22 protein-coding genes and 1 pseudogene are annotated in these 24,445 nt (G+C 75.0%); 13 read left to right on the forward strand and 10 right to left on the reverse strand.

The genetic code is table 11. From position 1 onward, the window contains the following. The first annotated feature begins 57 nt into the window (after window positions 1-57). Complete coding sequence (locus tag FHU28_RS09600; protein WP_184682939.1) at window positions 58-1,989, forward strand: endonuclease/exonuclease/phosphatase family protein; 1,932 nt, start codon at window positions 58-60, stop codon at window positions 1,987-1,989. 21 nt (window positions 1,990-2,010) lie between these two features. On the opposite strand, the gene FHU28_RS09605 is transcribed toward FHU28_RS09600, so the two are convergent. The 3 genes and pseudogenes from FHU28_RS09605 to cofC all read right to left on the reverse strand — a co-directional run. Then, complete coding sequence (locus FHU28_RS09605; RefSeq protein WP_184682942.1) at window positions 2,011-2,925, reverse strand: NUDIX hydrolase; 915 nt, start codon at window positions 2,923-2,925, stop codon at window positions 2,011-2,013. A 7-nt stretch (window positions 2,926-2,932) separates the two neighbouring features. After that, window positions 2,933-5,230, reverse strand: a complete 2,298-nt coding sequence (locus FHU28_RS09610) for an RNA degradosome polyphosphate kinase (RefSeq protein WP_376700707.1) — start codon at window positions 5,228-5,230, stop codon at window positions 2,933-2,935. A gap of 285 nt (window positions 5,231-5,515) precedes the next feature. Further along, window positions 5,516-6,124 (reverse strand): annotated as a pseudogene (gene cofC / locus FHU28_RS32495) (2-phospho-L-lactate guanylyltransferase); the annotation flags it as partial. Between the two features lie 95 nt (window positions 6,125-6,219). On the opposite strand from cofC, the gene FHU28_RS09620 reads away from it, so the two are divergent. From FHU28_RS09620 to FHU28_RS09640, 5 genes are all read left to right on the forward strand, one after another. Beyond that, entirely contained in the window at window positions 6,220-6,945 is a 726-nt protein-coding gene (locus FHU28_RS09620; RefSeq protein WP_184682949.1) for a lysophospholipid acyltransferase family protein, read from the forward strand. Beyond that, window positions 6,942-7,949 carry an NAD(P)H-dependent glycerol-3-phosphate dehydrogenase gene (locus tag FHU28_RS09625; protein ID WP_184682951.1) on the forward strand — a complete coding sequence of 336 codons (1,008 nt, stop codon included), beginning with the start codon at window positions 6,942-6,944 and terminating at the stop codon, window positions 7,947-7,949. The genes FHU28_RS09620 and FHU28_RS09625 overlap by 4 nt, the downstream gene beginning before the upstream one ends. Then, window positions 7,946-9,079 carry a cystathionine gamma-lyase gene (locus tag FHU28_RS09630; protein ID WP_184682954.1) on the forward strand — a complete coding sequence of 378 codons (1,134 nt, stop codon included), beginning with the start codon at window positions 7,946-7,948 and terminating at the stop codon, window positions 9,077-9,079. The genes FHU28_RS09625 and FHU28_RS09630 overlap by 4 nt, the downstream gene beginning before the upstream one ends. Before the next feature lie 172 nt (window positions 9,080-9,251). Next, window positions 9,252-10,043, forward strand: a complete 792-nt coding sequence (locus FHU28_RS09635) for a putative protein N(5)-glutamine methyltransferase (RefSeq protein ID WP_184682955.1) — start codon at window positions 9,252-9,254, stop codon at window positions 10,041-10,043. An 87-nt stretch (window positions 10,044-10,130) separates the two neighbouring features. Next, complete coding sequence (locus FHU28_RS09640; RefSeq protein ID WP_184682956.1) at window positions 10,131-11,198, forward strand: ROK family protein; 1,068 nt, start codon at window positions 10,131-10,133, stop codon at window positions 11,196-11,198. A 10-nt stretch (window positions 11,199-11,208) separates the two neighbouring features. Here FHU28_RS09640 and FHU28_RS09645 read toward each other — a convergent pair whose 3' ends face one another. Then, window positions 11,209-11,409 (reverse strand): DUF397 domain-containing protein, encoded by a 201-nt coding sequence (locus FHU28_RS09645; RefSeq protein ID WP_184682957.1) that lies wholly within the window; start codon window positions 11,407-11,409, stop codon window positions 11,209-11,211. A gap of 4 nt (window positions 11,410-11,413) precedes the next feature. Then, on the reverse strand, window positions 11,414-12,259 hold the full coding sequence (locus FHU28_RS09650; RefSeq protein WP_184682958.1) for a helix-turn-helix domain-containing protein: 846 nt from the start codon (window positions 12,257-12,259) through the stop codon (window positions 11,414-11,416). A 279-nt stretch (window positions 12,260-12,538) separates the two neighbouring features. Between FHU28_RS09650 and FHU28_RS09655 the strand changes: the two genes are divergently transcribed. After that, window positions 12,539-12,763 carry a hypothetical protein gene (locus FHU28_RS09655; RefSeq protein ID WP_184682959.1) on the forward strand — a complete coding sequence of 75 codons (225 nt, stop codon included), beginning with the start codon at window positions 12,539-12,541 and terminating at the stop codon, window positions 12,761-12,763. A 189-nt stretch (window positions 12,764-12,952) separates the two neighbouring features. After that, on the forward strand, window positions 12,953-14,056 hold the full coding sequence (locus tag FHU28_RS09660; protein WP_184682961.1) for a D-alanine--D-alanine ligase family protein: 1,104 nt from the start codon (window positions 12,953-12,955) through the stop codon (window positions 14,054-14,056). Between the two features lie 16 nt (window positions 14,057-14,072). On the opposite strand, the gene FHU28_RS09665 is transcribed toward FHU28_RS09660, so the two are convergent. Further along, window positions 14,073-14,657, reverse strand: a complete 585-nt coding sequence (locus FHU28_RS09665; RefSeq protein ID WP_184682963.1) for a DUF3515 family protein — start codon at window positions 14,655-14,657, stop codon at window positions 14,073-14,075. Beyond that, window positions 14,658-14,891 (reverse strand): Lrp/AsnC ligand binding domain-containing protein, encoded by a 234-nt coding sequence (locus FHU28_RS09670; RefSeq protein ID WP_013284547.1) that lies wholly within the window; start codon window positions 14,889-14,891, stop codon window positions 14,658-14,660. Between the two features lie 163 nt (window positions 14,892-15,054). Between FHU28_RS09670 and FHU28_RS09675 the strand changes: the two genes are divergently transcribed. Next, window positions 15,055-16,005, forward strand: a complete 951-nt coding sequence (locus tag FHU28_RS09675; protein ID WP_184682964.1) for a thiamine-phosphate kinase — start codon at window positions 15,055-15,057, stop codon at window positions 16,003-16,005. A 90-nt stretch (window positions 16,006-16,095) separates the two neighbouring features. Next, the gene (locus FHU28_RS09680; RefSeq protein ID WP_184682966.1) at window positions 16,096-16,563 is read left to right on the forward strand and encodes a GNAT family N-acetyltransferase; all 468 of its coding nucleotides are present in this window, start codon (window positions 16,096-16,098) and stop codon (window positions 16,561-16,563) included. Here the strand turns inward: FHU28_RS09680 and FHU28_RS09685 are convergent. Next, window positions 16,560-17,816 carry an ATP-grasp domain-containing protein gene (locus FHU28_RS09685; RefSeq protein WP_184682968.1) on the reverse strand — a complete coding sequence of 419 codons (1,257 nt, stop codon included), beginning with the start codon at window positions 17,814-17,816 and terminating at the stop codon, window positions 16,560-16,562. The two genes, FHU28_RS09680 and FHU28_RS09685, sit on opposite strands and share 4 nt — an antisense overlap. Window positions 17,817-18,001: 185 nt before the next feature. Further along, entirely contained in the window at window positions 18,002-18,193 is a 192-nt protein-coding gene (gene rpmB / locus FHU28_RS09690; protein ID WP_011905179.1) for a 50S ribosomal protein L28, read from the reverse strand. A 210-nt stretch (window positions 18,194-18,403) separates the two neighbouring features. Here rpmB and FHU28_RS09695 point away from each other — a divergent pair, with 210 nt between their 5' ends. The 3 genes from FHU28_RS09695 to FHU28_RS09705 are packed head-to-tail and all read left to right on the forward strand — an operon-like array spanning window position 18,404 to window position 23,211. Next, a complete protein-coding gene (locus FHU28_RS09695) occupies window positions 18,404-20,017 on the forward strand; it encodes a DAK2 domain-containing protein (RefSeq protein WP_184682970.1) in 1,614 nt (537 codons plus the stop codon). Then, on the forward strand, window positions 20,014-22,215 hold the full coding sequence (gene recG / locus FHU28_RS09700; protein WP_184682972.1) for an ATP-dependent DNA helicase RecG: 2,202 nt from the start codon (window positions 20,014-20,016) through the stop codon (window positions 22,213-22,215). The genes FHU28_RS09695 and recG overlap by 4 nt, the downstream gene beginning before the upstream one ends. A gap of 60 nt (window positions 22,216-22,275) precedes the next feature. After that, window positions 22,276-23,211, forward strand: coding sequence for a serine hydrolase domain-containing protein (locus FHU28_RS09705; RefSeq protein WP_184682974.1), 936 nt, complete (start codon window positions 22,276-22,278; stop codon window positions 23,209-23,211). Between the two features lie 91 nt (window positions 23,212-23,302). Here the strand turns inward: FHU28_RS09705 and FHU28_RS09710 are convergent, their stop codons facing one another. Beyond that, entirely contained in the window at window positions 23,303-24,244 is a 942-nt protein-coding gene (locus FHU28_RS09710) for a cell wall anchor protein (RefSeq protein ID WP_184682976.1), read from the reverse strand. Window positions 24,245-24,445: the final 201 nt, after the last annotated feature.

Genomic DNA, 24,445 nt, shown 5'->3' on the forward strand with positions numbered 1-24,445 from the left:
GCGCGCCGCAGAATCGCCGTGCCGAAAACCCCCGTCGGTCACGAGAAGAGGCGCCCCGTGCGGCACCGTCACCTCTCCACCCTGGCGCTCGCGCTGGGTATCGCGGTCCTGCTGGATGTGCTGCGGGTCTGGCTCCCGTCGGTCATCACCCTCTTCGGGCGGGCCGCCGAGACCCCCGCCGAGCTGCTCGGCGCGTTCGCGCTCGGCTGGTTCCTGCTCGCCCTCGCCGCGCCTGCGCTCGTACGCCGGATCGGCGCCCGCCCGGTCGGCCTCGTCGCGGCCGGTGTGCTGGCGGCGGCGCGGCTGGCGCTCACCGCGCAACCCGGTGGCCCGGCACAGCTCTGGCTGGCCTGCGCCGGGCTGCTAGCCGGGCTGGTCTGGCTGGCCGCCACCGCCGCGTCGGCGCCCCGGCCGGTCGCCGGGCTGGCGTTGGGCCTGGCCGGGAACGCGGTCGGGCACGCCCTGCTCGGCACCGAGGACCTGGTGTGGCGCGGCGGCGTCCCGGCCTGGACCCTGAGCGCCCTGCTGGTGCTGGCGTTCCTGGCCGCGTCCGTGAAGGAGCGGACCACGGCGTCCGGAGAGCCGTCCCCGACGGGCGTGGACGAGGGCGTGGCCGCCGCGGCCAGCTGGCGCACCCGTACGCCGGGACGCCGGGCCTGGCTGCTGTGCGGGCCGGCACTGGTGCTGGCCGGTCAGGTGGCGCTCGCCCCGGCGCTCTGGAGCGCCGCCGCCGGCACCGGATCGCCCGACTTTCCCGGGCTCGCCCGCCCCGCCGGCGCAGCCGTGCCGGGCGCGCTGGCGGTCCTGCTGTTCCTGGCGTCGGCGCTGTTCCGGGTGCCGGCGCGTCCGGCCCGGGTGCTGTGGCCGGCGGCGCTGCTCGCCGGATCGGTGCTGTTCGTGACCGGGCTTCTCGTACCGGCGTACCTGCTCACCGCCGCCGGTCTCGGCGGCTGCCTGGCGTTGACCGACGCGGCAGCCGGCGACGGCCGGGCCGCCGGAACCGATGACGGCGGGCGGGCGGGTGCACGGCGCGGGCGGGCGGCCGCGCTCGGGATGCTCGTCTTCGCGGTGGCCACGGTGGCCTACTACGCCGCCTACGACGTGGGGTACCCCAACTGGTGGGCCCCGGTCGCCACGGCCCTCCTGGTCGCTGTGGTGGCGGCCGGCGCACCCCGCCAGGCTGACCCGGCGCTGCCCGCCCCGGTCCGGGTCACCGTCCTGGCCGGCCTGACCGCGCTGGCCGGGCTGGGCGCCGCGCTGCACGTACCGCCCGCGCAGGCCCGGCCGACGACCGCGCCGGCGGCGGTACGGGTGGCCGCGTACAACATCCGGATGGGTTTCGGCCTGGACGGCCGGCTGGACCTCGACGCGCTGGCCCGGGAACTGCGCGGCGCGGACATCGTGCTGCTCAGCGAGGTCGACCGGGGCTGGTGGCTCAACGGCGGTCACGACACGCTGGGGTCGCTGGCCCGGCGGCTGGAGATGCCGTACGTCTTCGCGCCCGCCGCCGACCCGGTCTGGGGCGACGCGGTGCTCAGCCGGTTCCCGGCGCGCTCCGGTCAGACCCGGCGGCTGACCGCGCACGGCGCGCCGACCGGGGCGCAGGCCCTCGGCGTCACGCTCGACCTCGGCGGCCGCGAACTGGCAGTGGTGGCCACGCATCTGCAACCGCCACCCGGCCGGGATCCGGTCGAGCAGGCCCGCGAGGTGGCCGCGTTCGCCGGCCGGTACGCCGCCGGCCGTCCGCTGGTGCTCGGTGGCGACCTCAACACCGAGCCGGCCGACCCGGCGTTCGCCGAGTTCACACGCGCCGGGCTGGTGGACGCGCTGGCCCCGGCCCGGCCGCTGCGGACCAGCCCGGCCGACGACCCGCGCACCCAGATCGACCACGTCTTCGTCTCGCCGGGCCTGACCGCCGGCGCGGTACGCGCACCGCGCACCGAGGCCAGCGACCACCTCCCGGTGACGCTCACCGTCACGCTGCCCTGACCCGCCGGCCCGCGGCCTACCTCACAGCCGGTCGGCGAGGACCAGACGGTCGCCGGCGAAGGGCAGCAGCCAGCCGCTTCCCTTGGCGGTGGCGAAGTCGTCCGCGCGGCCGGCGAGCCGTTCCAGCGCGCCCGGGATCACCTTGCCCTGGCTGCACACCGCCACCGCCCCGGCGGTGAGCGCCAGCGCGGTCAGCCGGGCCGCGGCGGCCAGCGCGCACTCCTCGACCTGCTGGCCCGGCGCCGGCTCGTCGAAGTCGCCACACACCTCGATCGGCAGGTCCAGCCGGGCCGCGGCCGGGCCCAGCGTCTGCACGCAGCGGCGCGCCGATGCGGAGAACAGGCGCTCCGGGCGGACCAGGGCCACGAGCGGGACCAGCGCCCGCGCCCGGGCCAGCCCGTCGTCGTCCAGTGGACGTCCGTGGTCCGGGCCGGTCCAGGTGCCGCGCTTGCCGGCGCTGGCGTGCCGCACCAGCAGCACGGTCGCGGTGACCTGCGGCAGCGCCGCGAACGCGGCGATCACCTCGGCGTCGTGCGGGTAGCTGACCCGGCGTACCGCCTCGTCGACCGGGAACCAGGCCACGTCGTCGACCTCGGTGCCGGGCTGGAAGCCGCCGGTGCCGGCCGCCCGCATCGACCAGTAGTCGACCGCCTTGGCGTGACCCTCGCTGCGGTAGCGGACAGTGGGCAGACGCACCTGCGGCACCGCCCGCACGTCGCTCTCCTCGGCCACCTCACGGACGGCGGCCACCAGCGGATGCTCGCCGCGATCCAGCTTGCCCTTCGGCAGCGACCAGTCGCCGTACCGGGGACGGTGCACCAGGCAGACCTCGACGCCGGCCGGGCCCGGGCGCCACACCACGCCACCCGCGGCCCGGATCCGCACCGGCTCGTCGTCGCTCACCCGCTCACCGTATGCCCGCCCGGCACGCGCCACGGCTCGCTCAGTCCGCCCGGCCGCCGACCCGGCGCAGCAACAGGTCCTGCAGGTGGGTCAGCGGCGCGTCGCCGTCGCCGGTACGCCGGTGCCAGGTGCCGTCGGCGGCCAGCTCGAACGCGTCCACGTCGGGATCGAACGCGGCGGTGAGGACGTGGTCCAGCTCGGCGCGGGCCACCGGATCGCTCACCTGCACCAGCGCCTCGACCCGGCGGTCCAGGTTGCGGTGCATCAGGTCGGCCGAGCCCATCCAGAACTCGGCGTCGCCGTCGTTGCCGAACCGGAAGATCCGGGAGTGCTCCAGGAACCGGCCGAGGATCGAGCGGACCCGGATGTTCTCCGACAGCCCCGGCACGCCCGGCCGCAGCGTGCACATGCCCCGGATCAGCAGGTCCACGTGCACGCCGGCCCGCGACGCCCGGTAGAGCGCGTCGGTGATCTCCTCGTCGACCAGCGAGTTCACCTTGAACTGCACCAGCCCCGGCATGCCCAGCCGGACGTGCTCGATCTCCCTGTCGATCCGCTCGATCAGGCCGCTGCGGATGCCCTGCGGCGCCACCAGCAGCCGCCGGTACGCGGTCTGCCGGCTGTAGCCGGTGAGCACGTTGAACAGGTCGGTCAGGTCGGCGCCGATCTCCGGGTCGGCGGTGAGCATGCCGAAGTCCTCGTAGAGCCGGGCCGTCTTCGGGTGGTAGTTGCCGGTGCCGATGTGGCAGTACCGCCGGATCTGGTTGCCCTCCTGGCGCACCACGAGCGCGGTCTTGCAGTGCGTCTTGAGACCCACCAGGCCGTAGACCACGTGGCAGCCGGCCCGTTCCAGCGTGCGCGCCCAGCCGATGTTCGCCACCTCGTCGAAGCGCGCCTTCAGCTCGACCAGCACCACCACCTGCTTGCCGGCGGCGGCCGCGTCGACCAGCGCGTCCACGATCGGGGAGTCGCCGCTGGTGCGGTAGAGCGTCTGCTTGATGGCGAGCACGTTCGGGTCGGCCGCGGCCTGCTCCACGAAGCGCTGCACGCTCGTGGCGAACGAGTGGTACGGGTGGTGCACCAGCACGTCGCCGTCGCGCAGCGTGGCGAAGACGCTGCGCGGCACCTCGCCCTCGGCCAGGCGCGGGTGGGTGGCCGGCACGAAGGGCGGGTCCTTCAGGTCCGGCCGGTCGGCCTCGCCGTAGACCTGCCACAACGCCGAGAGGTCGAGCAGGCCGCGGACCCGCAGCACGTCGTGGTCGTCCATGTCCAGCTCGCGGACGAGCAGCTCCAGCATGTGGTCGGAGATGGAGGCGGCCACCTCCAGGCGTACCGGCGGACCGAACCGGCGCCGGGCCAGTTCCCGCTCCAGCGCCTGGAGCAGGTCCTCGTCGCGGTCCTCGTCCACCTCGACCTCGGCGTTGCGGGTCACCCGGAACAGGTGGCACTCGACCACGTGCATGCCGGAGAAGAGCTGGCCGAGGTGCACCGAGATGAGGTCCTCCACCGGCAGGAACCGCACGCCCGGCTGGTCACGGTGGACGCGGACGAACCGGGGCACGTTGTTCGGCACCTTGACCCGGGCGAACAGTTCCGACCCGCCGTCCGGGTCGCGTACCGAGACGGCCAGGTTCAGCGACCGGCCGGAGATGTACGGGAACGGGTGCGCCGGGTCGACAGCGAGCGGGGTGAGCACCGGGAAGATGTGCTCCCGGAACCAGGTGCGCAGCCGCTCCCGCTCGGCGTCGTCCAGGTCGCTCCAGCGCAGCACGCGGATGTCCTCGGCGGCGAGCTTCGGCAGCACGTCGTCGACCATGCAGGTGGCGTGCCGGGCGACCAGGCCGGCGGCCTTGGAGGTGACGAGGTCGAGCTGGGTACGCAGCGGCAGCCGGTCGCCGCCGCGTACCGGCAGGCCGGCGGAGAGGCGGCGCTTCAGCCCGGCCACCCGCACCATGTAGAACTCGTCCAGGTTGCTGGCGAAGATGGCCAGGAACTTCGCCCGCTCCAGCAGCGGGGTGCGCGGGTCCTCGGCGAGCGCCAGCACCCGCGCGTTGAAGTCGAGCCAGGACAGCTCCCGGTTGAGGAAGCGGTCCTCCGGCAGCGGCTGCGCCGGGGGCGGCCCGGCGTACGGGCCGGTCTCGTCCGGGCCCTCGACCGGGTCGAGCGGCTCGTCCAGCCCGGTGGCGGCGGTCGCGTCCGGGTCGGCGCCGAGGCGCTCCTCGGGGGGCCGGGGCTGGCGGAACCGCCCGTCCGGGCCGCGGCCGGGGCGGCCGTTGCGGGGCGTGCCGGGGTCGAGGATCGGCGGCGGGCCGTCGGGTTGCTCGCGAGGGGTGCTCACCACCTCATGATTCCCCGATAAGGGTGAACGGAAAATGAACTCCGGCCAGGTTGTTCACGCCATCGTCGGCAAGGTCACCCGGACCACCTCGCCGTCGGCGTCCCGCTCGATCCGGACACGCTGCCCCAATCGGAGCAGCCGCAGCCCGGAGGCGTCGAACGCGCGGGCCGGGAACGCCAGCTCGGTGCCGTCGTCGAGCAGCAGCACGCCGCTGCGGGTCGACGCGTCGTAGGTGGCCACCGTCCCCTGCATGCCAGCACCGTACCGGACTCCGCCGCCGGCCAGGAGCGCCGCCGTGCGCGGCCCCAGGCCCAGCCCGGCGGCGGTGGCCAGGTCCGCCGGGGTGTCCACGTCCCGGCGCAGGCTGGGCCAGTCACCGGCCAGCGGCAGCGCCCCGCTCGCCGCGTGGGCGGCCGCCGAGCCGGGCCCGAACTGCGGCGCCAGCGGCACCCCGGCCGGCGCGGCCAGCAGCACGGTGCCACCGCCGGGGGCGTCCGCGACGAACCCGCGTACCCCCTCGGTGGCACGCAGCGCGGCGGCCAGCTCGGCCGGACGCAGCGCCGGCAGGTCGGCGGTCAGACCGGCCACGGCGGCGCGCGGCCCGGCGACGGCCGCACCGTGCCGGAACGCCGCGTTCAGCCCGGCCGCCGGGTCGGCGACGACCCGGGCGCCCGCCGCGTCCGCCGCCGCGCGCACCCGCGCGTCGTCGGTCACCACGAGCACCCCGGCGACCGCCGGGCACGCCCGCGCCGCGCGCAGGGTGTCGGCCGCCAGGGCCAGCGCCAGCTCCTCGTGGGGTACGCCGGGCAGCGCGCCCCGCAGCCGGCTCTTCGCCGCTCCCAGGCGCTTCACCGGCATCACCACGGTCCAGCGGGCCTCAGACACGCCGACCATCCTGCCAGCGGCAGCGCCGGTACCCGCACTGGCCGCAGCGGGGGCGAACAGGCATGATTCTGTGCCGGGGCGCGTGGGCGGATCGAGGAGGCACTGTGGCACGGCGGAGGCTGGGGTTCTGGCGACGGCTCGCCGTGGTGCTGGTGAAGCCGCTGATGACCGTCTGGACCCGGCGCACCTGGCGGGGCATGGAGCACCTGCGCCAGGACGGCGGCGTGATCCTCGTGCCCAACCACATCTCGCACGCCGACCCGCTCGTGGTCGCGCACTACATCTACGACGCCGGGCGCTGGCCGCGTTTCCTCGGCAAGGCCAGCGTGTTCCGGGTGCCGGTGGTCGGCTCGATCCTGCACCGCTGCCAGCAGATCCCGGTCGAGCGGGGCACGGTCGAGGCGGTCAAGTCGCTGGACAAGCTGATCGCCGCGCTGGCCGAGGACGGCGCCGTGGTGATCTACCCGGAGGGCACCACCACCCGGGACCCGGACCTGTGGCCGATGAAGGGCAAGACCGGCGCGGCCCGGCTGGCGCTGGCCACCGGCGCCCCGGTGGTCCCGATCGCCATGGTCGGCCCGGAGCGGATGTTCGACCCCCGTACCGCGCGTTTCGGGCTGCGCCCGCGTACCCCGGTGACGGTGATCGCCGGCCCGCCGGTGGACCTGAGCCGCTGGGCCGGCGCCACGCCGACCCGGCCGATCCTGGAGGAGATGACGGACACCATCATGCTGCGCATCCGGGATCTGGTCGCGGAGATCCGCGGCGGCACGCCACCGCCGCTCTGGCAGCGGCCCGCCCACACCGGCACGCGGGAGGTCACCGAATGAGCGGGCACGTGGCGGTGCTGGGCGCCGGTTCCTGGGGAACCGCGTTCGCGAAGATCCTCGCCGACGCCGGGCGGGACGTCACGGTGCTGGCCCGCCGGGCCGCCGTGGCCGAGGCGATCCGGACCGGCCGGCAGAACCCGGAGTACCTGCCGGGCGTGCGCCTGCCGGAGCGGGTCACCGCCACCGGCGACGCCGCCGAGGCGATCGAGGGCGCCGAGGTGGTGGTGCTGTCGGTGCCGTCGCAGACGCTGCGCGGCAACCTCGCCGACTGGACGCCGTACCTGGCGCCGGACGCCACGCTCGTGTCGCTGATGAAGGGCATCGAGCTGGGCACCACCAAGCGGATGAGCCAGGTCATCACGGAGACCGCCGGGGTGCCCGCCGACCGGGTGGTGGTCGTCTCCGGGCCCAACCTCGCCCCGGAGATCGCCGCCGAGCAGCCGGCCGCGACGGTGGTCGCCGGCACCGACAGCCGGCGTACCGCGCTGGTGCAGGCGTCCATCCGCACGCCGTACTTCCGCCCGTACACGAATGACGACGTGATCGGCTGCGAGCTGGGCGGCGCGGTGAAGAACGTGATCGCGCTGGCGTACGGCATCGCCACCGCGATGGGCTTCGGCGACAACACCCGGGCCATGCTGATGACCCGAGGGCTGGCCGAGACCGCCCGGCTGGGCGTGGCGCTCGGCGCCGACCCGATCACGTTCGCCGGGCTGGCCGGCATGGGCGACCTGGTCGCGTCCTGCTCGTCCCCGATGGCCCGCAACCGCACCTTCGGCGAGCACCTGGGCCGGGGCGAGTCGCTGGAGCAGGCCCAGGCCGCCACCCGGCAGACCGCCGAGGGCGTCAAGAGCTGCCTGGCCATCCGCGACCTGGCCCGCGCGCACGGCGTCGAGATGCCGATCACCGAGCAGATCGAGCGGATCTGCCACGAGGGGATGGACCCCCGCCTCGCGGTGGACGCGCTGATGAGCCGTACCGCCAAGCCGGAGTCGTACGAGTGAGCGCCGCCGGCGCGGCGGACGGGAACTGGGGCGACGGCACGCGCAGCGTGCACGCCGGCCTGCCGGACGCCGTACCCGGGCAGCCGTTCCTGCCCGGCCCGGTCTTCGCCGCGCCGTACCACCTCGACCCGGAGCGCGGCCCGTCGGCGGCGGCGGACGGGTACGGGCGACCCGACAACCCCACCCGGCGGCTGCTGGAGACGGCGATCGGCGAGCTGGAGGGCGCCGACTGCCGCGTCTTCGCCAGCGGCCAGGCCGCCATCACCGGGCTGCTGCTGACCGTGCTGCGCCCCGGCGACACAGTGCTGCTGCCCGCCGACGGCTACTTCTCGGTGCGCTCGTTCGCCTCGGACACGCTGGAACAACTCGGCGTACGCGTGGTGCTGGTGCCGACCGCCGGGCCGTACCCGTCGTTCGACGGCGTCCGGCTGGTGCTGCTGGAGACCCCGGCGAACCCCGGCCTGGACGTGGCCGACGTGCGGGCGGTGGCCGCCGCCGCGCACGCCGCAGGCGCGCTGGTGGCGGTGGACAACACCACCGCGACGCCGCTCGGGCAGCGCCCGCTGGACCTCGGCGCGGACGTGGTGGTCGCCTCCGGCACCAAGGCGCTGACCGGCCACTCGGATCTGCTGCTGGGCTATCTGGCGACCCGGGACGCCGGGCTGCGGGACGCGGCGACCACCTGGCGCAACGCCACCGGCGGGGTGCCCGGCGCGTTCGACTGCTGGCTGGCCCACCGCTCGCTGGCCACGCTCGACCTGCGGCTGGCCCGGCAGACCGCGAACGCGCGGGCGCTGGCCGATCTGCTCGTGGCCCGGCCGGACGTGACCGGGGTGCGCTGGCCCGGCCGGCCGGAGGACCCGGCGTACCCGGTCGCCTCGGCCCAGATGCGGCGCGTACCGGGCGTGCTCTCGTTCGACCTGGGCGACGAGCGCCGCGTGGCCCGGTTCCTCGGCGCCTCCCGGCTGGTGGCCGCCGCCACCTCGTTCGGCGGGCTGCACACCACCGCCGACCGGCGCGCCCAGTGGGGCGACGACACGGCACCCGGTTTCGTCCGGTTCTCCTGCGGCATCGAGGACACCGCCGACCTGCTCGCCGACGTGGCGGCGGCGCTCGACGCGGCGGGCTGACGGCGCAACGCCGGCTGGGCTATCGTGACGGGCAGCCACGGCCCGTGCGGCCCCGACCCGAGGAGGTGAGTCCGATCCCCCAGCAGAGGACCGGCGTTCCCTCCGAGTCCGCGTCGCCCAGGAGCTGAGGCGACGCCGGGAACGCCGACGAGCGCTTCCCGAAAGGCCTGCCATGGCATCCACCGTGTTCACTCCCGACCGTCCTGCCCTCGTCCGCCGGCTGCGCGCCGCCGGTTGCGTCTTCGCCGAGGACGAGGCGGACCTGCTGATCGCCGCCGCCGACTCGGCGCAGTCACTGACCCGGCTGGTCGACCGTCGCGTCGCCGGCCTGCCGCTGGAACACCTGCTCGGCTGGGCCGAGTTCTGCGGCCGGCGGATCGTCGTCCACCCGGGGGTGTTCGTGCCGCGCGGGCGTACCGCGGTGCTCGTCGACGCCGCGGTGGCGGTCGCCGGGGCGGCGCCCGCGGTGCTCGACCTGTGCTGCGGCTCCGGCGCCGCCGCCGTGGTGCTGCACGAGCGGCTGGCGCCGCGCTGGCTGGCTGCCGCCGACATCGACCCGGTGGCGGTGGCGTGCGCGCGGCGCAACCTCGACCCGCTCGGCGTCCCCGTCTATCAGGGCGACCTGTTCGACGCGGTGCCTGCCACCTGGCGCGGCCGGCTGGACCTGGTGGTGGCGAACGCGCCGTACGTGCCGACCGGCGCGGTGGCCTCGCTGCCGGCCGAGGCGCGGTTGCACGAGGCCCCGGTGGCGCTGGACGGCGGCGCGGACGGCCTCGCGGTGCTGCGCCGGGTCGCGTCCGGCGCGGCGCAGTGGCTGGCCCCGGGCGGGCATGTCGCTGTCGAGGTGAGCGCCGGGCAGGCCGCGGCGTTGTGCGCCGTGTTCGCCGCCGCCGGGCTGCACCCGTCGGTGGTCCGCGACGAGGAGCGCGAGGCGACAGCGGTGACCGCCCGCCGCCCCGGCTGAGAGCGGGCGGGGCAGTACCGCCGGCGGCATGGCGGGTAGGCCCGCCGAGAACTAGCCTCGGATCAGGCTCGGCGGGAGGCGGTGGCGGTGGGCAGCGCAGGGGTGCCGGTGGTGGTGGGGCTGGACAACGGGGGCACGAGCGACAACGCCACGGTGCTGACCGTCGACGGCCGGTTCCTGGTGGACGGGCTGCTGGAGATCCCGAGTGACGTCGGCGCGGGGCCGCAGGCGGCGGTGGAGGCGCTGGCGCGGGCGTTCGACGGCGTGCTCGCCCACACCGGCGTGCCCCGTGACCTGGTACGCGCGGTCGGGCTGGACACGCCCGGCCCGGCCAGCGCCACCGGTGTGATCTCCTCGCGCGGCTCCACCAACTTCTCCCAGCCGGCCTGGCGTGGCTTCGACGTGCGTACCGCGCTGGAGCGGCGGCTCGGCCTGCCGGTGGTGTACGCCAACGACGGCAACGCCGCCGCGCTCTACGCCCATCACGTGCACTTCGGCGCGGACGCGATGGCCCGGTCCTCGGTGTCCGCGATCGTGGGCACCGGGCTCGGCGGGGGAGTGGTGGAGTCCGGCCGGGTGGTCGGCGGCGCGGCCGGCATGGCCGGCGAGTTCGGCCACGTGCACATCCCGCTGGACGGCCTGGTCGAGCCGGACCAGCCGGCGCCGGTCTGTGCCTGCGGCTTCACCGGGGACGCGGAGAGCGTCGCCTCGCTGACCGCGATCCGGCGCAACCTGCTGCCGTACTGGCTGGCCCGGCATCCGGAGCATCCGCTGGCCGCGGAGGAGCCGGACCGGGCGGCGAAGCTGCTGCGCGGCTACGGCGAGCGGGGCGACCCGCTGGCCCGCCAGGTGTTCGGCCAGCAGGCGCGGGCGCTGGGGCGGTTGTTCACCATCGCGGCCAACTTCACCGACCCGCACGCGTACTTCGTCGGCGGGGGCGTGGTGGAGGCGGCGCCGGAGTTCCGGGACTGGTTCCTCGCCGCCGTCGCCGAGCACACGGTGCTGCGCGAGGAGCAGCGCGCGGTGGCCACCTTCGCGCTGGTGCCGGACCGGGACATGGCCGGCGCACGGGGGGTGGCCATCGCGGCGCTGGAGGCGGTGCGCGCCGCCGCCGCCGTCACCGCACCGCTGCGGCCGGGCGGCGCGCTCGCCTGAGGGCCCGCCGTCAGGCGCGTGGCGGCGCGGCGGTGAAGACGGCCCAGGCGTGCGGCGGGAACACCAGCACCGGCCCGGCCGGGTCCTTGGAGTCGCGGACCGCCACCGCGCCGGGCAGCGGCGCCATCTCCACGCACGCGCCCTCGTCGCCGCTGTGGCTGCTCTTGCGCCAGCCGGCCGGTGTGGGGTGGGGGTGGTTCGTGCCGTTCATCTGGTCACCTCTCGTTCAGCAGGCGGAGCAGCTGGTCCCGACTGGCCGCCGGACTCAGCGCCACGGTCCGCAGGTGCTCCATGATCTTGGTGCAGGTACGCAGGTCGCCCGGCCGGTCGAGGATCATCTGCCCGGCGACGGTCTCCACCGAGGCGATGATCGGGTCCTCCGGGTCGGCGAACTCCAGCATGTGCAGCGAGCCCCGGGTGCCCCGGTGGTAACCGGCGGCCAGAGGGATCACCTGCACCGTGATGTTCGGCAGTTCGGCCATCTTCACCAGGTGCTGGAGCTGGGCGGACATGACCGAGCGGCCACCGACCGGGCGCAGCAGCGCGCCCTCGTCGATGATGGCGTCGAGAATCGGCGGTCCGTCCCCGGAGAGCCGTTGCTGGCGGTCCAGCCGTAGCTGCACGCGCTGCTCCACCTGCTCGTCGCTGAGGGTGTGCGGGCCGCCGCGCATCACTCCGCGGATGTAGTCGGCGGTCTGGAGCAGACCGGGCACCACCGACGGCTCGAAGTTCGCGATGCCGGTGGCCTCGGCCTCCAGCGCGATGAAGTCGATGGTGCGGCGGTCCAGCAGGTACGAGTAGGACACCCACCAGCCGGGCTTGCGGGCGTCCTTCGCGAGCTGCACCGCCGCGGCGATCTCGTCCGGGCCCACGCCGTAGCTGGTCAGCAGCGCGCGCACGGTGGCGGGACTGATCAGCGTCTGCGCGTTCTCGTAGCGGGACAGCGTGCTCCGGGTGCTGTTGATCTCGTCGGCCGCGGTCTCCAGGGTGAGGCCGGCGGCCTCCCGGTGGGCCCGCAGGGCGATGCCGAGCCGTCGGGCCCGGGCGGTCTTCGGCGCCATGCATCGATGATCGCACATCTGGTGGGAAAATGTGCGTGAGAGAAAGTCGATGAGAGTTGCATTCACGCATGTGAACCTGTCAACCTGTGACGGCGTCCTCACTGCCGGTTGTCGTGGCGACGGTGGCGGTGAGCGACCGGAGGGGATGGGGCGCGCGGTGGTCGGATTTCTACTCCCCCCACGATCCGACCGCCGCGTGCCCCTGCCGTTCCACGAGACGGGAGGGGGTTCCGCGATGACGGTGACGGCCTGCCACCTCCGGAGCGGAGGTGGCCGGGAATGACCCGGTTCCTCGTGGTCCTCACCGACGTACGCCCCCCGGCCGGCGGCGGGCGCGACGAGCGGACCAGCCCTGAGCGCCGGCGGCAGGTCGTCGGCGCGCACAGCCGGGAGGCGGCCGACCGGATCGCCGGCGCGTTCATGGCGCTGGGCATGGTGCGGGCCGGCCGGCAGCGCGTCAAGGTGATCGCGGTCGGCCGCCGGCCCCGGCACCCGGCCTTCTGAGCCACGCCCGCCCCACGCGCTCTCAGCGCCGCGTCTCGTTACTCCCTGTATATGTTGCCTTGACTGTTTGCCACGCGGCTCCGCGTCTCCCCGGGTATCGACCACCCCTGCCGACAACGCACAGTAAGGTCAATCGGGTGAGCGCCACCGGCGAGCACGGCCAGCCGTAGTCGCGACGATGAGGTGACCATGACCACCCCAGGCAAGACCCGTGTGGCGATCGTCTTCGGTGGCCGCAGCCCCGAGCACGGCATCTCCTGCGTCAGCGCCGGCAGCGTGCTGGCCGCGCTCGACCCGGACGAGTTCGAGGTGGTGCCGGTCGGCATCACCCGGCAGGGCCAGTGGGTGCTCGCCGACGGCGAACCGAGCCGGCTCGCCATCACCGACCGGAAACTCCCGGAGATCACCGCCGGGTCCGGCGCTGAACTGGTGCTGCGCGCCGACCCCGCCGCGGGCGGCCTGATGGTGCTCGACCCGGCCCAGGGGCCGGTCGCGCTCGCCGACGTGGACGTGGTCTTCCCGGTGCTGCACGGCGCGTACGGCGAGGACGGCACGATCCAGGGGATGCTGGAGATGGCCGACATCCCCTACGTCGGCGCGAACGTGTTCGCCTCCGCCGCGGCCATGGACAAGGAGTTCACCAAGAAGCTCTGCGCCGCCGAGGGCATCCCGGTCGGCCCGTACGCGGTGCTGCGCGCCGGGATGTCGCTGAGCGAGGAGGACAAGGAACGCCTCGGGCTGCCCGTCTTCGTCAAGCCGTCGCGGGCCGGCTCCTCGTTCGGCATCACCAAGGTCGACGACTGGGCGGACCTGGACGCCGCGCTCGTCACCGCCCGGGAGATCGACAGCAAGGTGCTCGTCGAGGGCGCCGTGGTCGGCCGCGAGATCGAGTGCGGCGTGCTGGAGGGCGAAGCCGGCGGCGCGCCGGAGGCCTCGGTGCTCGCCGAGGTGCGGATGATCGGCGACCGCGACTGGTACGACTTCGAGGCCAAGTACATCTTCGCCGACGAGGTCTGCGAGTACGACGTCCCGGCCGACCTGTCCGAGCCGGTGGCCCGGCAGGTGCGCGACTACGCCACCCGCGCCTTCACCGCGCTCGACTGCTCCGGCCTGGCCCGTGTCGACTTCTTCGTCACGCCGCAGATGGACGTCTACCTCAACGAGATCAACACGATGCCGGGCTTCACCCCGACCTCGATGTTCCCGCGGATGTGGTCGGCCAGCGGGCTGGAGTACCCGAAGCTGGTCAACCGCCTGATCCGTACCGCCCTGCACCGCCGCGCCGGGCGCTGACCCGGTCGGCCGGGCGTCAGGCGGAGCAGCCCGAGGGGGCCTGCTTCGCCGAGGGCACGGAGCTGACGATCGTGTCGGAGATCGAGGTCACCCACTGAAGCGGCGGCTCGTAGCTCTTCGGCACCCGTACCCGGATCGGGGTCTCCCGGTCGACGGTGGTCAGCACCGTGGCGTCGGACTCCTCGGCCGCGTGCCAGCAGACCTTGTTCACCGTCCACACCTCGTCGGTGGGCGGGAACTGCGCCGGGCTGCCGCCGCAGGCCACCGTCAGGGCCGGGTCGCCGTACGCGGCGTTCTGCTCCGGGCCCGCGGTGACCGGACGCTGCGCCAGGTCACGCACGCTGTCGGGGAGCTGCGACATCAGGGCGCGGCAGAGTACGGTCGGGCGCTCGGCCAGCGCCGGGGCGGCCATCTCGACCGGCGCGCTCGACTGCGCCCGGGGACTCGCCGACGCGCTCGCGCCGGCGTCCGGGGACTCCGGGGCCAGCTTGGCGAACGTGAACCCGGCCACCGCCACCGTCACCGGCACCGCGACCAGAGTCGCCCAGAGCGCGGCGCGGCGGGTGGAGCGGTCCCGGCGCGGGGAGGTCTTCTCGTCCACTTACAGCCGCACCACCGAACACGTGAGGGTGCGGGTGATGCCGGGCACCATCTGCACCTTGCTGACGATGAGTTTGCCGAGCTCGTCGACGGTGTTCGCCTCGGTGAGCACGACCACGTCGTACGGCCCGGTGACGGCGTCGACCCGTACCACGCCGGCCAGGTCCGCGATCAGACCGGCCACGTCACGCGCCCGGCCGACCTCGGTCTGGATGAGGATGTACGCCTGTACCACGACTCGACCTCCGTCCGTCGCCTCCGGGCGACCCGAAGGGTGAAACTACCGTACTGAGCGGCAGTGATCCCTATCGGTTGCCGGTCGGACGCGGTGAGCGAGCACACGCCGGCGCGGACAGGGGTGGGATGTGCGGAACGACGCAGCGGATCGAGGGGACGGCATGACGGTCACGGATGTCGGCGAGTTCGGGCTGATCGACCGGGTGACCGCCCGGCTGGCACAGGGGGAGAGCTGCCTGCTCGGCCCCGGCGACGACGGCGCGGTGGTGGCGGCGCCGGACCGGCGGGTGGTCGCATCGACCGACGTGCTGGTGGAGGGCCGGCACTTCCGGCGCGACTGGTCGGCGGCGCGGGACGTGGGACACCGCGCGGCGGCGGCCAACCTCGCCGACATCGCGGCCATGGGCGCCACCCCGACCGCGCTGCTCGTCGCGCTCTGCATGCCGGCCGAGCTGGATCCGGCCTGGGCCGAGGAACTGGCCGACGGGCTGGGCGCGGAAGCGGCGCTCGTCGGCGCGAGCGTGGTCGGCGGGGACATGTCGGCCAGCCCGACGCTCACCATCGCGGTGACCGCGCTCGGCGACCTGGCCGGGCGGCCCCCGGTGGTCCGCTCCGGCGCCCGGCCCGGTGACGTTGTGGCGCTGGCCGGGCGCACCGGCTGGGCGGCGGCGGGCTACACCGTGCTGTCCCGGGGCTTCCGCACGCCCCGGCTGCTTGTCGAGGCGTTCCGCCGCCCGGAGGTGCCGTACGCGGCCGGTCCGGCCGCCGCCGCGGCGGGCGCCACCGCCATGATCGACGTGTCGGACGGGCTGCTGGCCGACCTGGGGCACGTGGCCACCGCCAGCGGCGTGGCGATCGACCTGCGCCGTGAGGCGTTCGAGGTGCCCCGGCAGATGCGCGACGCGGCGCAGGCGCTCGGCGTCGACCCGTACACCTGGATCCTGGCCGGCGGCGAGGACCACGCGCTGGCGGCGACGTTCCCGGGTGACGCCGCGCTGCCCGACGGCTGGCAGCCGGTCGGGCGGGTGGCGGCCGGCGCCGGGGTCACCGTCGACGGCGCCGGGTACGACGGCCCGCGCGGCTGGGACCACTTCCGCCGGACGGCGGAGTAGCCGGGCCAGCCGCCGGACGGCGGAGTGATCTGCGTCCGACCCCCGGCCGCCGGGCCGGGCGGGGGTCGGAGGCGGTCGTAACCTGGCACGGTGAGCGAGATCGAGATCCGGGAGCGGCGCTTCGACGCGCCCGAGTCGCAGGCGTTGATCAGGGCGGCGCTGACCGACCTCGGCGCCCGCTACGGCGGCAGCGGCGACGACACCCCTGTCGACGCGGCCGAGTTCACCCCGCCGGACGGCGCGTTCCTCGTCGCCTACCTGGACGGGCGTCCGGTGGGCTGCGGCGGCTGGCGCAGCCACGGCGCGGACGGCGACACGGCCGAGCTGAAGCGGATGTACACCGATCCGGCGGTCCGGGGCCGGGGCGTCGCCCGCGCGGTGCTCGGGGCGGTCGAGCGCTCCGCCCGGGACCACGGCCGCAAGCGGATCGTGCTGGAGTGCGGCGACAAGCAGCCCGAGGCGATCGCCATGTACACCTCGTCCGGCTACGACCGGATCCCGAACTTCGGCTTCTACAAGGACGCCCCGGGCTGCCTGTCGTACGGCCGTACCCTCTAGGAGACCGTGATGCGGATCTCGTTCGCGGCGCGGCGCGCGGCGAGCGCCGCTTCGTCCGGCGTCGCGCCCCAGGCCATCAGGTGCCCGCTGCGGTGCGCCGAGGAGAGCAGCTCCGGCACGGTCTGCCCGACCTTCGTCTCCACCTGCACGTCGAGCACGCCCGGCACGCGCAGCGCGTCCCGCCTGCCGTCCACGGCTGTCACCCGGCCGGGCGGCGCGATCAGGAACTCGATGGCCGCCGCGCCGGTCGCCCGCGCCGGCAACGCCGGCCGTTCGCCGCGCAGCACCCGCAGGTACGCCTCGATGACGTCGCGCTCGTAGGCGATCGAGATGAGCGCGGTGATCATGTCACCGGGCATCCGGGCCGCGCACTCCACGAGCGTCGGCACGCCGTCGACGAGGATCCACTCGCTGTGCAGCATGCCGCTGCGGAAGCTGGCCGCCTCGGCGAGGCGTACCGCCGCGGCGCGCAGCGCGTCGTGCTCGGCGGCGGGCAGCGCGGACGGCACGGTGTGGCCGGTCTCGACCGGGTACCGGCCACCGGCGATCCGCTTGTCCGTCACGTTGGCGAAGATCACCTCACCGTCGGCCACCAGCAGCTCGACGCTGTGCTCGGAGCCGACCAGCAGCTCCTCCACCAGCACACCGGTGGGCAGGCCGCGCTCGGTGGCCTCGGCCGGGTCCGGCGGTGCGGCGCTCGCCGCCCAGCGGGCCGGCACCTCGGCCGGGTCGGTGATCAGCTGCACGCCCAGGCTGCCGGAGCGGCGAGTGGGCTTGAGCACGCACCGTCCGCCGTGCTCCTCGGCGAACTCCACCGCCCGCGCCGGGTCGTCGACCAGCTCGTAGACGGGGTTGGCCAGCCCGATCCGGTCGGCGAGCAGCCGCATCCGATGCTTGTCGGAGAAGACGTCCGCGGCCTCCGCACCGGCGCCGGGCAGCCCGAGCCGTTCGGCCAGCCGGGCGGCGGCGCCGACCGCGTACTCCAGGCCGGGCAGGACCAGCCGGGCGTCGGCCAGGACGGGCTCGCGGGCGAGCAGGGCGTCGGCGTCGAAGCCGGTCTGGTACTCGGCGGCGACGAGGCGCCCGACCATCGGCAGCCGCTCGGCGAACCGGGCCAGGTCACGGCGGCGGATCACGTCCGGCTCCTCGACGAGCACCACGGTGCCGGCCGGCAGCTGCTGGTCGAACCAGCTCAGTGAGCCGAACGACGCGCCCACGACCACCAGTTGCTCGCGACCCAGATCGAGGTCCACCGGTCACCCTCCCCACGGCTCGCGCCGGTACCGGACGGCCGGCGCAGCAGCACCCTAACCGGCCCGTACCAGCCGGTCGCCGTACGGTCGGTCAGGTGTGCGGCGCGGGTCGGTGGATACGACAGAAGCCGGCGGACCCCGAGGGGTCCGCCGGCGACCGACGATGTTCCGGTGGCGCTACCGCGTCAGGCGCGGGTGACCTTGCCGGCCTTGATGCACGAGGTGCAGACCTTCAGCTTCTTGGTGTTGCCGCCACCGGCCGGGGTGCGCACCGACTGGATGTTCGGGTTCCAGCGGCGGTTGGTCCGCCGGTGCGAGTGGGACACGTTGTGGCCGAAGCCCGGCCCCTTGCCACAGACGTCGCACACGCTAGCCACGGGATACTCCTGGGATTGAAACGTTCATGAGGTCGCCGCCAGGCGCTGCCCGGGCAACCTGGTCAGGTTACCCGATGACAGTCGGTACGCCCAACCGGCCCTTTCGCGAGCCCACCCAGCGTACCGGCGACCCGGCCGGGCCGGCGGGCGGGGCGGACACGCGGCGGACGACCCCGGCGTGTGTCGGTGTGCGCCAGTAGGCTTCCCGACGTGCTGGAGACCCTCGACGCCGCCGCGGTGCGCCGCTGGTGCGCGAGCGGGCTGGCCGCCCTCCGGGCCCACCAGGGCGAGATCGACGACCTGAACGTCTACCCGGTGCCCGACGGCGACACCGGCACCAACCTGGTCCTCACCCTGACCTCGGCCCAGCAGGCCCTGGCCATGGACCTCGGCACCCTCCCCGACGACGGGCACACCCCGCACGGGCACGCGCTGCGGCTGATGGCCCGGGGCGCGCTGCTCGGGGCGCGCGGCAACTCCGGGGTGATCCTCTCGCAGATCCTGCGCGGTCTCGCCGACACGCTCGCCGCTGCGCCCGCGGTGGGCGGGCGGCAGCTCGCCGACGCGCTGGCCGACGCCACCACCGCCGCCTACGCCGCGGTGGCCCGGCCGGTCGAGGGCACGCTGCTCAGCGTGGTCGCCGCCGCGGCACACGCGGCCCGCCGCTCGGACAGCGACGACCTGCGCACAGTGGCCCGGGCCGCGGCCGAGGCGGCGGCCCACGCGCTGGCGCGTACCCCCGAGCAGTTGCCGGAGCTGGCCCGCGCGGGCGTGGTCGACGCCGGCGGGCGTGGCCTGTGCCTGCTGCTCGACGCGCTGGTCGAGGTGGTCACGGGGGAGAGCCCGGCGCAGCCTGCGCCCGCGCCGCCCACCCGCCGCCCGCCGGCCACCGTCGTGCGGGAGAGCGGCTCCGACTTGTACGCCTACGAGGTGCAGTACCTGCTCGACGCGGACGACGAGGCGGTGGCCCGGCTACGCGCCGAGCTGGCCGTGCTCGGCGACTCGCTGGCGATCGTCGGCGACGGCGCCGGCACCTGGAACGTGCACGTGCACGTCAACGACGTCGGGGCCGCGATCGAGGCGGGTGTGGTCGCCGGCCGGCCGCACCGGATCGGCGTGACCCGCTTCGCCGACCAGGCCGCCCCGGCGCCCGCGTCGCGGGTCGCGCGCCCGGACGGCCGGGCCGCCGTGGTGGTGGCCACCGGCGCGGGCATCGCCGAGCTGTTCGCCGCCGAGGGCGCAGTGGTGGTGCCGGCGAACCCGTCCACCGGCGAGCTGCTCGACGCGATCCGGGCCACTGACGCCGCCCGGGTGGTGGTGCTGCCGAACGACCCGAACACGCAGTCGGTGGCGAGCGCCGCGGCGAAGGAGGCGTACGGCCTCGGCATCAAGGTGAGCGTGGTGCCCACCCGTTCCCCGGTGCAGGCGCTCGCGGCGCTGGCCGTACGCGATCCGAAGCGGCGGTTCGAGGACGACGTGATCGCGATGGCCGAGGCGGCCGGCGCCTGCCGGTACGCCGAGGTCTGCCACGCCGCCCGGGAGGCGCTCACCGTCGCCGGCCCGGCCCGCCCGGGTGACGTGCTGGCCCTGGTCGAGGGCGAGGTGCACCTGATCGGGCAGGATCTGGTCGACACCTGCATCGCCGTGGTGGACCGGATGCTCGGCGGTGGCGGTGAGCTGGTCACGCTGCTGTGCGGCGCTGACGCGCCGGCCGGGCTGGCCGACCGGGTCCGCGCACACGTCGAGGGGGCGTGGCCGTTCGTCGAGGTGCAGGCGTACGAGGGCGGGCAGCCGCACTATCCGCTCCTGGTGGGGGTCGAATGACTGGCGAGGCGGCCACTGTGGACACGCCGCTGAAGAAGCTGGTCGGCGAGCGCACCGCGAAGGCGCTGGCCGGGCACCTCGACCTGCACACCGCGGGCGACCTGATCTACCACTTCCCGCGCCGCTACGACGAGCGTGGCGAGCACACCGACATCCGCTCGCTCGACGTGGGGGAGCAGGTTACGGTGCTCGCCCAGGTGCAGCGCACCGCTGTGCGCCCGATGCGCCAGCGGCGCGGCAACCTGCTGGAGGTGACCGTCGGCGACGGTTCCGGCGGCGTGCTCACCTGCACGTTCTTCGGCAACCAGGCGTGGCGGGAGCGGGAGCTGCGCCCGGGCCGGTGGGGGCTGTTCGCCGGCAAGGTGACCGAGTTCCGGGGCAAGCGGCAGCTCAACGGCCCGGAGTACGTCCTGCTCGGCGAGGGCGGCGAGGGCGAGGCGGCCGCGAACGAGGAGGTCGAGGAGTTCGCCGGGGCGCTGATCCCGGTCTACCCGGCCGCGGCGGCGGTGCCGACCTGGGTGATCGCCCGCTGCGTACGCGTCGTGCTCGACACGTTCACCCCGCCGGACGACCCGCTGCCGGCCACCGTGCGGGCCACCCGCAACCTGGCCGACATCGGCACCGCGCTGCGCGAGATCCACCGTCCGACCAGCAAGGAGGCGCTCTACCGGGCCCGCCGCCGGCTCAAGTGGGACGAGGCGTTCGCCGTGCAGCTCACGCTGGTGCAGCGCAAGCACCGGGCGGCGGCGTGGCCGGCGCGGGCCCGGCCGGCGAAGGCGGGCGGCCTGCTGGACGCGTTCGATGCCCGGCTGCCGTACGAGCTGACCTCCGGCCAGCAGGTCGTCGGGCGGGAGATCGCCGCCGACCTGGCCGCCGCGCACCCGATGCACCGGCTGCTGCAGGGCGAGGTGGGTTCCGGCAAGACCGTGGTGGCGCTGCGCGCCATGCTCCAGGTGGTCGACGCCGGGGGCCAGGCCGCGTTGCTCGCGCCGACCGAGGTGCTCGCCGCCCAGCACTACCGGGGCATCCTCGACCTGCTCGGCCCGCTCGCCCGGGCCGGCGAGCTGGGCGCCGCCGAGGACGCCACCCGGGTCGAGCTGATCACCGGCTCGCTCGGCGCGGCGGCCCGGCGCCGGGCGCTGGCCGAGGTGGCCGAGGGCCGGGCCGGCATCGTGCTCGGCACGCACGCGCTGCTCTACGAGGGCGTCGACTTCCACGACCTCGGCCTGGTGGTGGTGGACGAGCAGCACCGCTTCGGCGTGGAGCAGCGCGACGCGCTGCGCGCCAAGGCCGACCAGCCGCCGCACGTGCTGGTGATGACCGCCACCCCGATCCCGCGCACTGTCGCCATGACCGTCTACGGCGACCTGGAGACGTCCACGCTGTCCCAGCTTCCGCAGGGCCGCTCACCGATCGCCTCGCACGTCGTACCGGCCGCCGAGAAGCCCGCGTTCCTCGACCGGGCCTGGCGCCGACTGCGTGAGGAGGTCGCCAAGGGCCACCAGGCGTACGTGGTCTGCCCGCGCATCGGCGAAGGCCCGGTGTCGGACGAGGAGGCGCCGCGGGAGGACGACAACGGCCGACGCCCGCCGCTGGCGGTGACCGAGGTGGCGCCGCTGCTGGCCGAGGGGCCCTTGCACGGGCTGCGGATCGGGGTGCTGCACGGTCGGCTGCCCGCCGACGAGAAGGACGCGGTGATGCGCGCGTTCGCCGACGGCGAGCTGGACGTGCTGGTCGCGACCACAGTGGTCGAGGTCGGCGTGAACGTGCCGAACGCGACGGTGATGATCGTGCTGGACGCCGACCGGTTCGGCGTGTCCCAGCTGCACCAGTTGCGCGGCCGGGTCGGCCGGGGCTCCGCAGCCGGTCTGTGCCTGCTGGTGTCCGAGGCGGCCGAGGGTTCGTCGGCGCGGGAGCGGCTGGACGCGGTGGCCTCCACCACCGACGGGTTCAAGCTGGCCGAACTCGACCTGGAACAGCGCCGGGAGGGTGACGTGCTCGGCGCGACCCAGTCCGGCCGGCGCTCGCACCTGCGGCTGCTGTCGCTGAGACGCGACGCCGAGCTGATCCGCGACGCGCGGGCCGAGGCGATCGAACTGGTCGAGGAGGACCCGGACCTGGCCCGGCACCCGGCGCTCGCGGCGTCGGTGGCCGCGCTCGTCGACGAGGAACGCGCCGAATACCTGGAGAAGGGCTGACGGCGGGCCGGTGCGGTCGCGGGGCAGCGGCACGCGCGTCGCGTGCCTAGGCTCGCGCAGATGTCGACACCATCACTCGAACGCGGCGTGCTGCTTCTGGCCCGAGGTGACGAGCTTCTGGTGGACCGGGTCGCCGGAGTCGCCGACGAGACGTCCGGCCGACGCTGCACCCCGGCGACGGGATTCCAGATCGCCTCGATCAGCAAGCAGATGGCGGCCGTGGCGGTGCTGCTGCTCGCCGAGCGGGGAGCGTTGAGCCTGTCCGACCCGGTCGTGCGCCGGCTGCCCGGCACGCCGCCGCCGCAGTGGTCCGGCATCACGCTGCACCACCTGCTCACCCACACGTCCGGCCTCGGCCACTGGGAGGACTACCCGGCGATCGACCTGCACGGGCCGGCCGAGCCGGACGACCTGCTCGACCGGTTCGCGGCGCTGCCGCCGCTGTTCCGGCCCGGGGTGGGATGGCACTACAGCAGCCCCGGTTACGTGCTGCTGGCCCGGACCGTCGAGCGGGCGGCCGACCGGCAGTACGCCGAGTTCCTCGCCGAGGAGGTCTTCGCGCCGCTGGGCATGACGGGCAGCTTCGCCGGTTCCGGCGACGGGCGGCCGGACGTGGCGACCGGGCACGAGGGCGGCCGGCCGGTGCCGTCCTGGGACCTGGCGACGGTGAGCATGGGCGCGGGTGACGTCTGGTGCACCGGGGCGGACCTGCTCACCTGGCTGGACGTACCGCGTCGGGGCCGGCTGCTCGCCCCGGCCTCGGTGGCGGCGATGACCGCGCCGCACGCGCCCACCGGCCGCCCCGACGAGGCGTACGGCTACGGGTTCTTCGTGGGCCCGCTGGCCGGCCGGCGGGCGCTGCACCACTCCGGGGACAACGGTGGCTACAAGGCGTTCGCCGCCTGGCTGCCCGACTCCGACGAGCGGCTCGTCCTGCTGACCAACCAGGCCGAGGTCGACCCGGTCGCGGTCACGTCGGTGCTCGACACGGTCTGACCGGCGCCGCGCCCGTACGCCGTGTACCCGGCCTGCGACACACACGGCGAGGGCGCGCCGACCGGGTGGTCGACGCGCCCTCGGGTGCGGATCAGGCGGTGAAGCGGATCCGGCGGCGACGAGCCGTCACGAACAGCACCGCGCCGGCGGTGAGCAGCAGCGCGGCGCCGCCCGCGATGGCGCCCGCGGCGGGGCCGGTGACCGGCAGGCCGCCACCCTGGCCGGAGCAGTCGTCCGGCTGGGCGTACGGGATGGTCTCGGCGTCCTCGACCACGTCGTACTTCACGGTGACCTTGAGGCCCGGGTAGGCGTCGAACTCGACCGAGCTGGTCTTGCCGGGCTCGGACGCGAGCGTCCTGGTGACGCCCTTCTCGGTGGTCAGCGTGGCGGTGAACGGCGCGCCCGCCGCCGGGTTCTCCACCACGAAGGTCATCGAGTCGCAGTCCTGGTCGAGCTTGAAGATGGGCTCCGCCGGCGCGGCCGGAGAGCTGGGCGGGGTGGACGGGCTCGGCGGGACGGACGCCGACGGCGTCGGGGTGGTGGTCCGCGGCGGCGTGCTCGGCGAGGGGGTGACGCTCGGCGGCGTGCTGGGCGACGGCGACGGGCTCGGCGTCGCGCAGTCGCGGGCCGGGCGGGCCGTCACGGTCCGCTCGCCCTCGTGCGACTTGCGGCCCCGGTCCCAGTGCGCCCCGACGGTGAGCTTCAGCTCCGGAACCGGGCCGGAGAACGTGTGGGTCTGGGTGCCGGTGAGCGTGCCCTTTCCGGCCGGCTTCAGCTCGGCGCCGACCGCCAGGTCCCCGCTGACCGGTCCGGGCACAGTGGACACAAGCTTGGTGATGCGGCCGGAGATGTCGGTCTCGCTGCTGGTCACGGACCAGGTGACGGTGACCGCGCCGTTCGGGGTGGCGCAGTAGCTGCCGGACGGCTCGGGGTGGTGGGCGGCGGCCGGGCCGGCGACGGTGGCGACGCCCGCGAGGCCGAGCAGCGTGCCGGCGGTGAGGACGGCGGCACGCCGGAGGTGGAGACGATTCACGCCTGCTCCTGACGAGGGGGAGGATGGGAGAGGCCGGGCGGAGGGACCGAAGCCACGCGTCCGCTCGGCAATCGGGCCAGACCCTAGCGAGATCGACAGTGCGGGCGTTACCGAGATCGACGGGTCGTAAAGGGTCCGTTATGAATTCGAGATCATTGATGTACGTCGAGTCACCCGGCGTCGCCTCCGGGTGCTCGATCC

The organism is Micromonospora echinospora (assembly GCF_014203425.1).
In the GTDB taxonomy this organism is placed as follows: domain Bacteria; phylum Actinomycetota; class Actinomycetes; order Mycobacteriales; family Micromonosporaceae; genus Micromonospora; species Micromonospora echinospora_A.

What these genes read in the sequence shown, in the direction of transcription:
- recG (WP_184682972.1), top strand. Translation starts at nt 20,014, where the DNA reads ATGACTGGCGAGGCGGCCACTGTGGACACGCCGCTGAAGAAGCTGGTC.
- FHU28_RS09625 (WP_184682951.1), top strand. Translation starts at nt 6,942, where the DNA reads ATGAGCGGGCACGTGGCGGTGCTGGGCGCCGGTTCCTGGGGAACCGCG.
- FHU28_RS09705 (WP_184682974.1), top strand. Translation starts at nt 22,276, where the DNA reads ATGTCGACACCATCACTCGAACGCGGCGTGCTGCTTCTGGCCCGAGGT.
- FHU28_RS09645 (WP_184682957.1), bottom strand. Translation starts at nt 11,409, where the DNA reads ATGAACGGCACGAACCACCCCCACCCCACACCGGCCGGCTGGCGCAAG.
- FHU28_RS09635 (WP_184682955.1), top strand. Translation starts at nt 9,252, where the DNA reads ATGGCATCCACCGTGTTCACTCCCGACCGTCCTGCCCTCGTCCGCCGG.
- FHU28_RS09660 (WP_184682961.1), top strand. Translation starts at nt 12,953, where the DNA reads ATGACCACCCCAGGCAAGACCCGTGTGGCGATCGTCTTCGGTGGCCGC.
- FHU28_RS09655 (WP_184682959.1), top strand. Translation starts at nt 12,539, where the DNA reads ATGACCCGGTTCCTCGTGGTCCTCACCGACGTACGCCCCCCGGCCGGC.
- FHU28_RS09675 (WP_184682964.1), top strand. Translation starts at nt 15,055, where the DNA reads ATGACGGTCACGGATGTCGGCGAGTTCGGGCTGATCGACCGGGTGACC.
- FHU28_RS09650 (WP_184682958.1), bottom strand. Translation starts at nt 12,259, where the DNA reads ATGGCGCCGAAGACCGCCCGGGCCCGACGGCTCGGCATCGCCCTGCGG.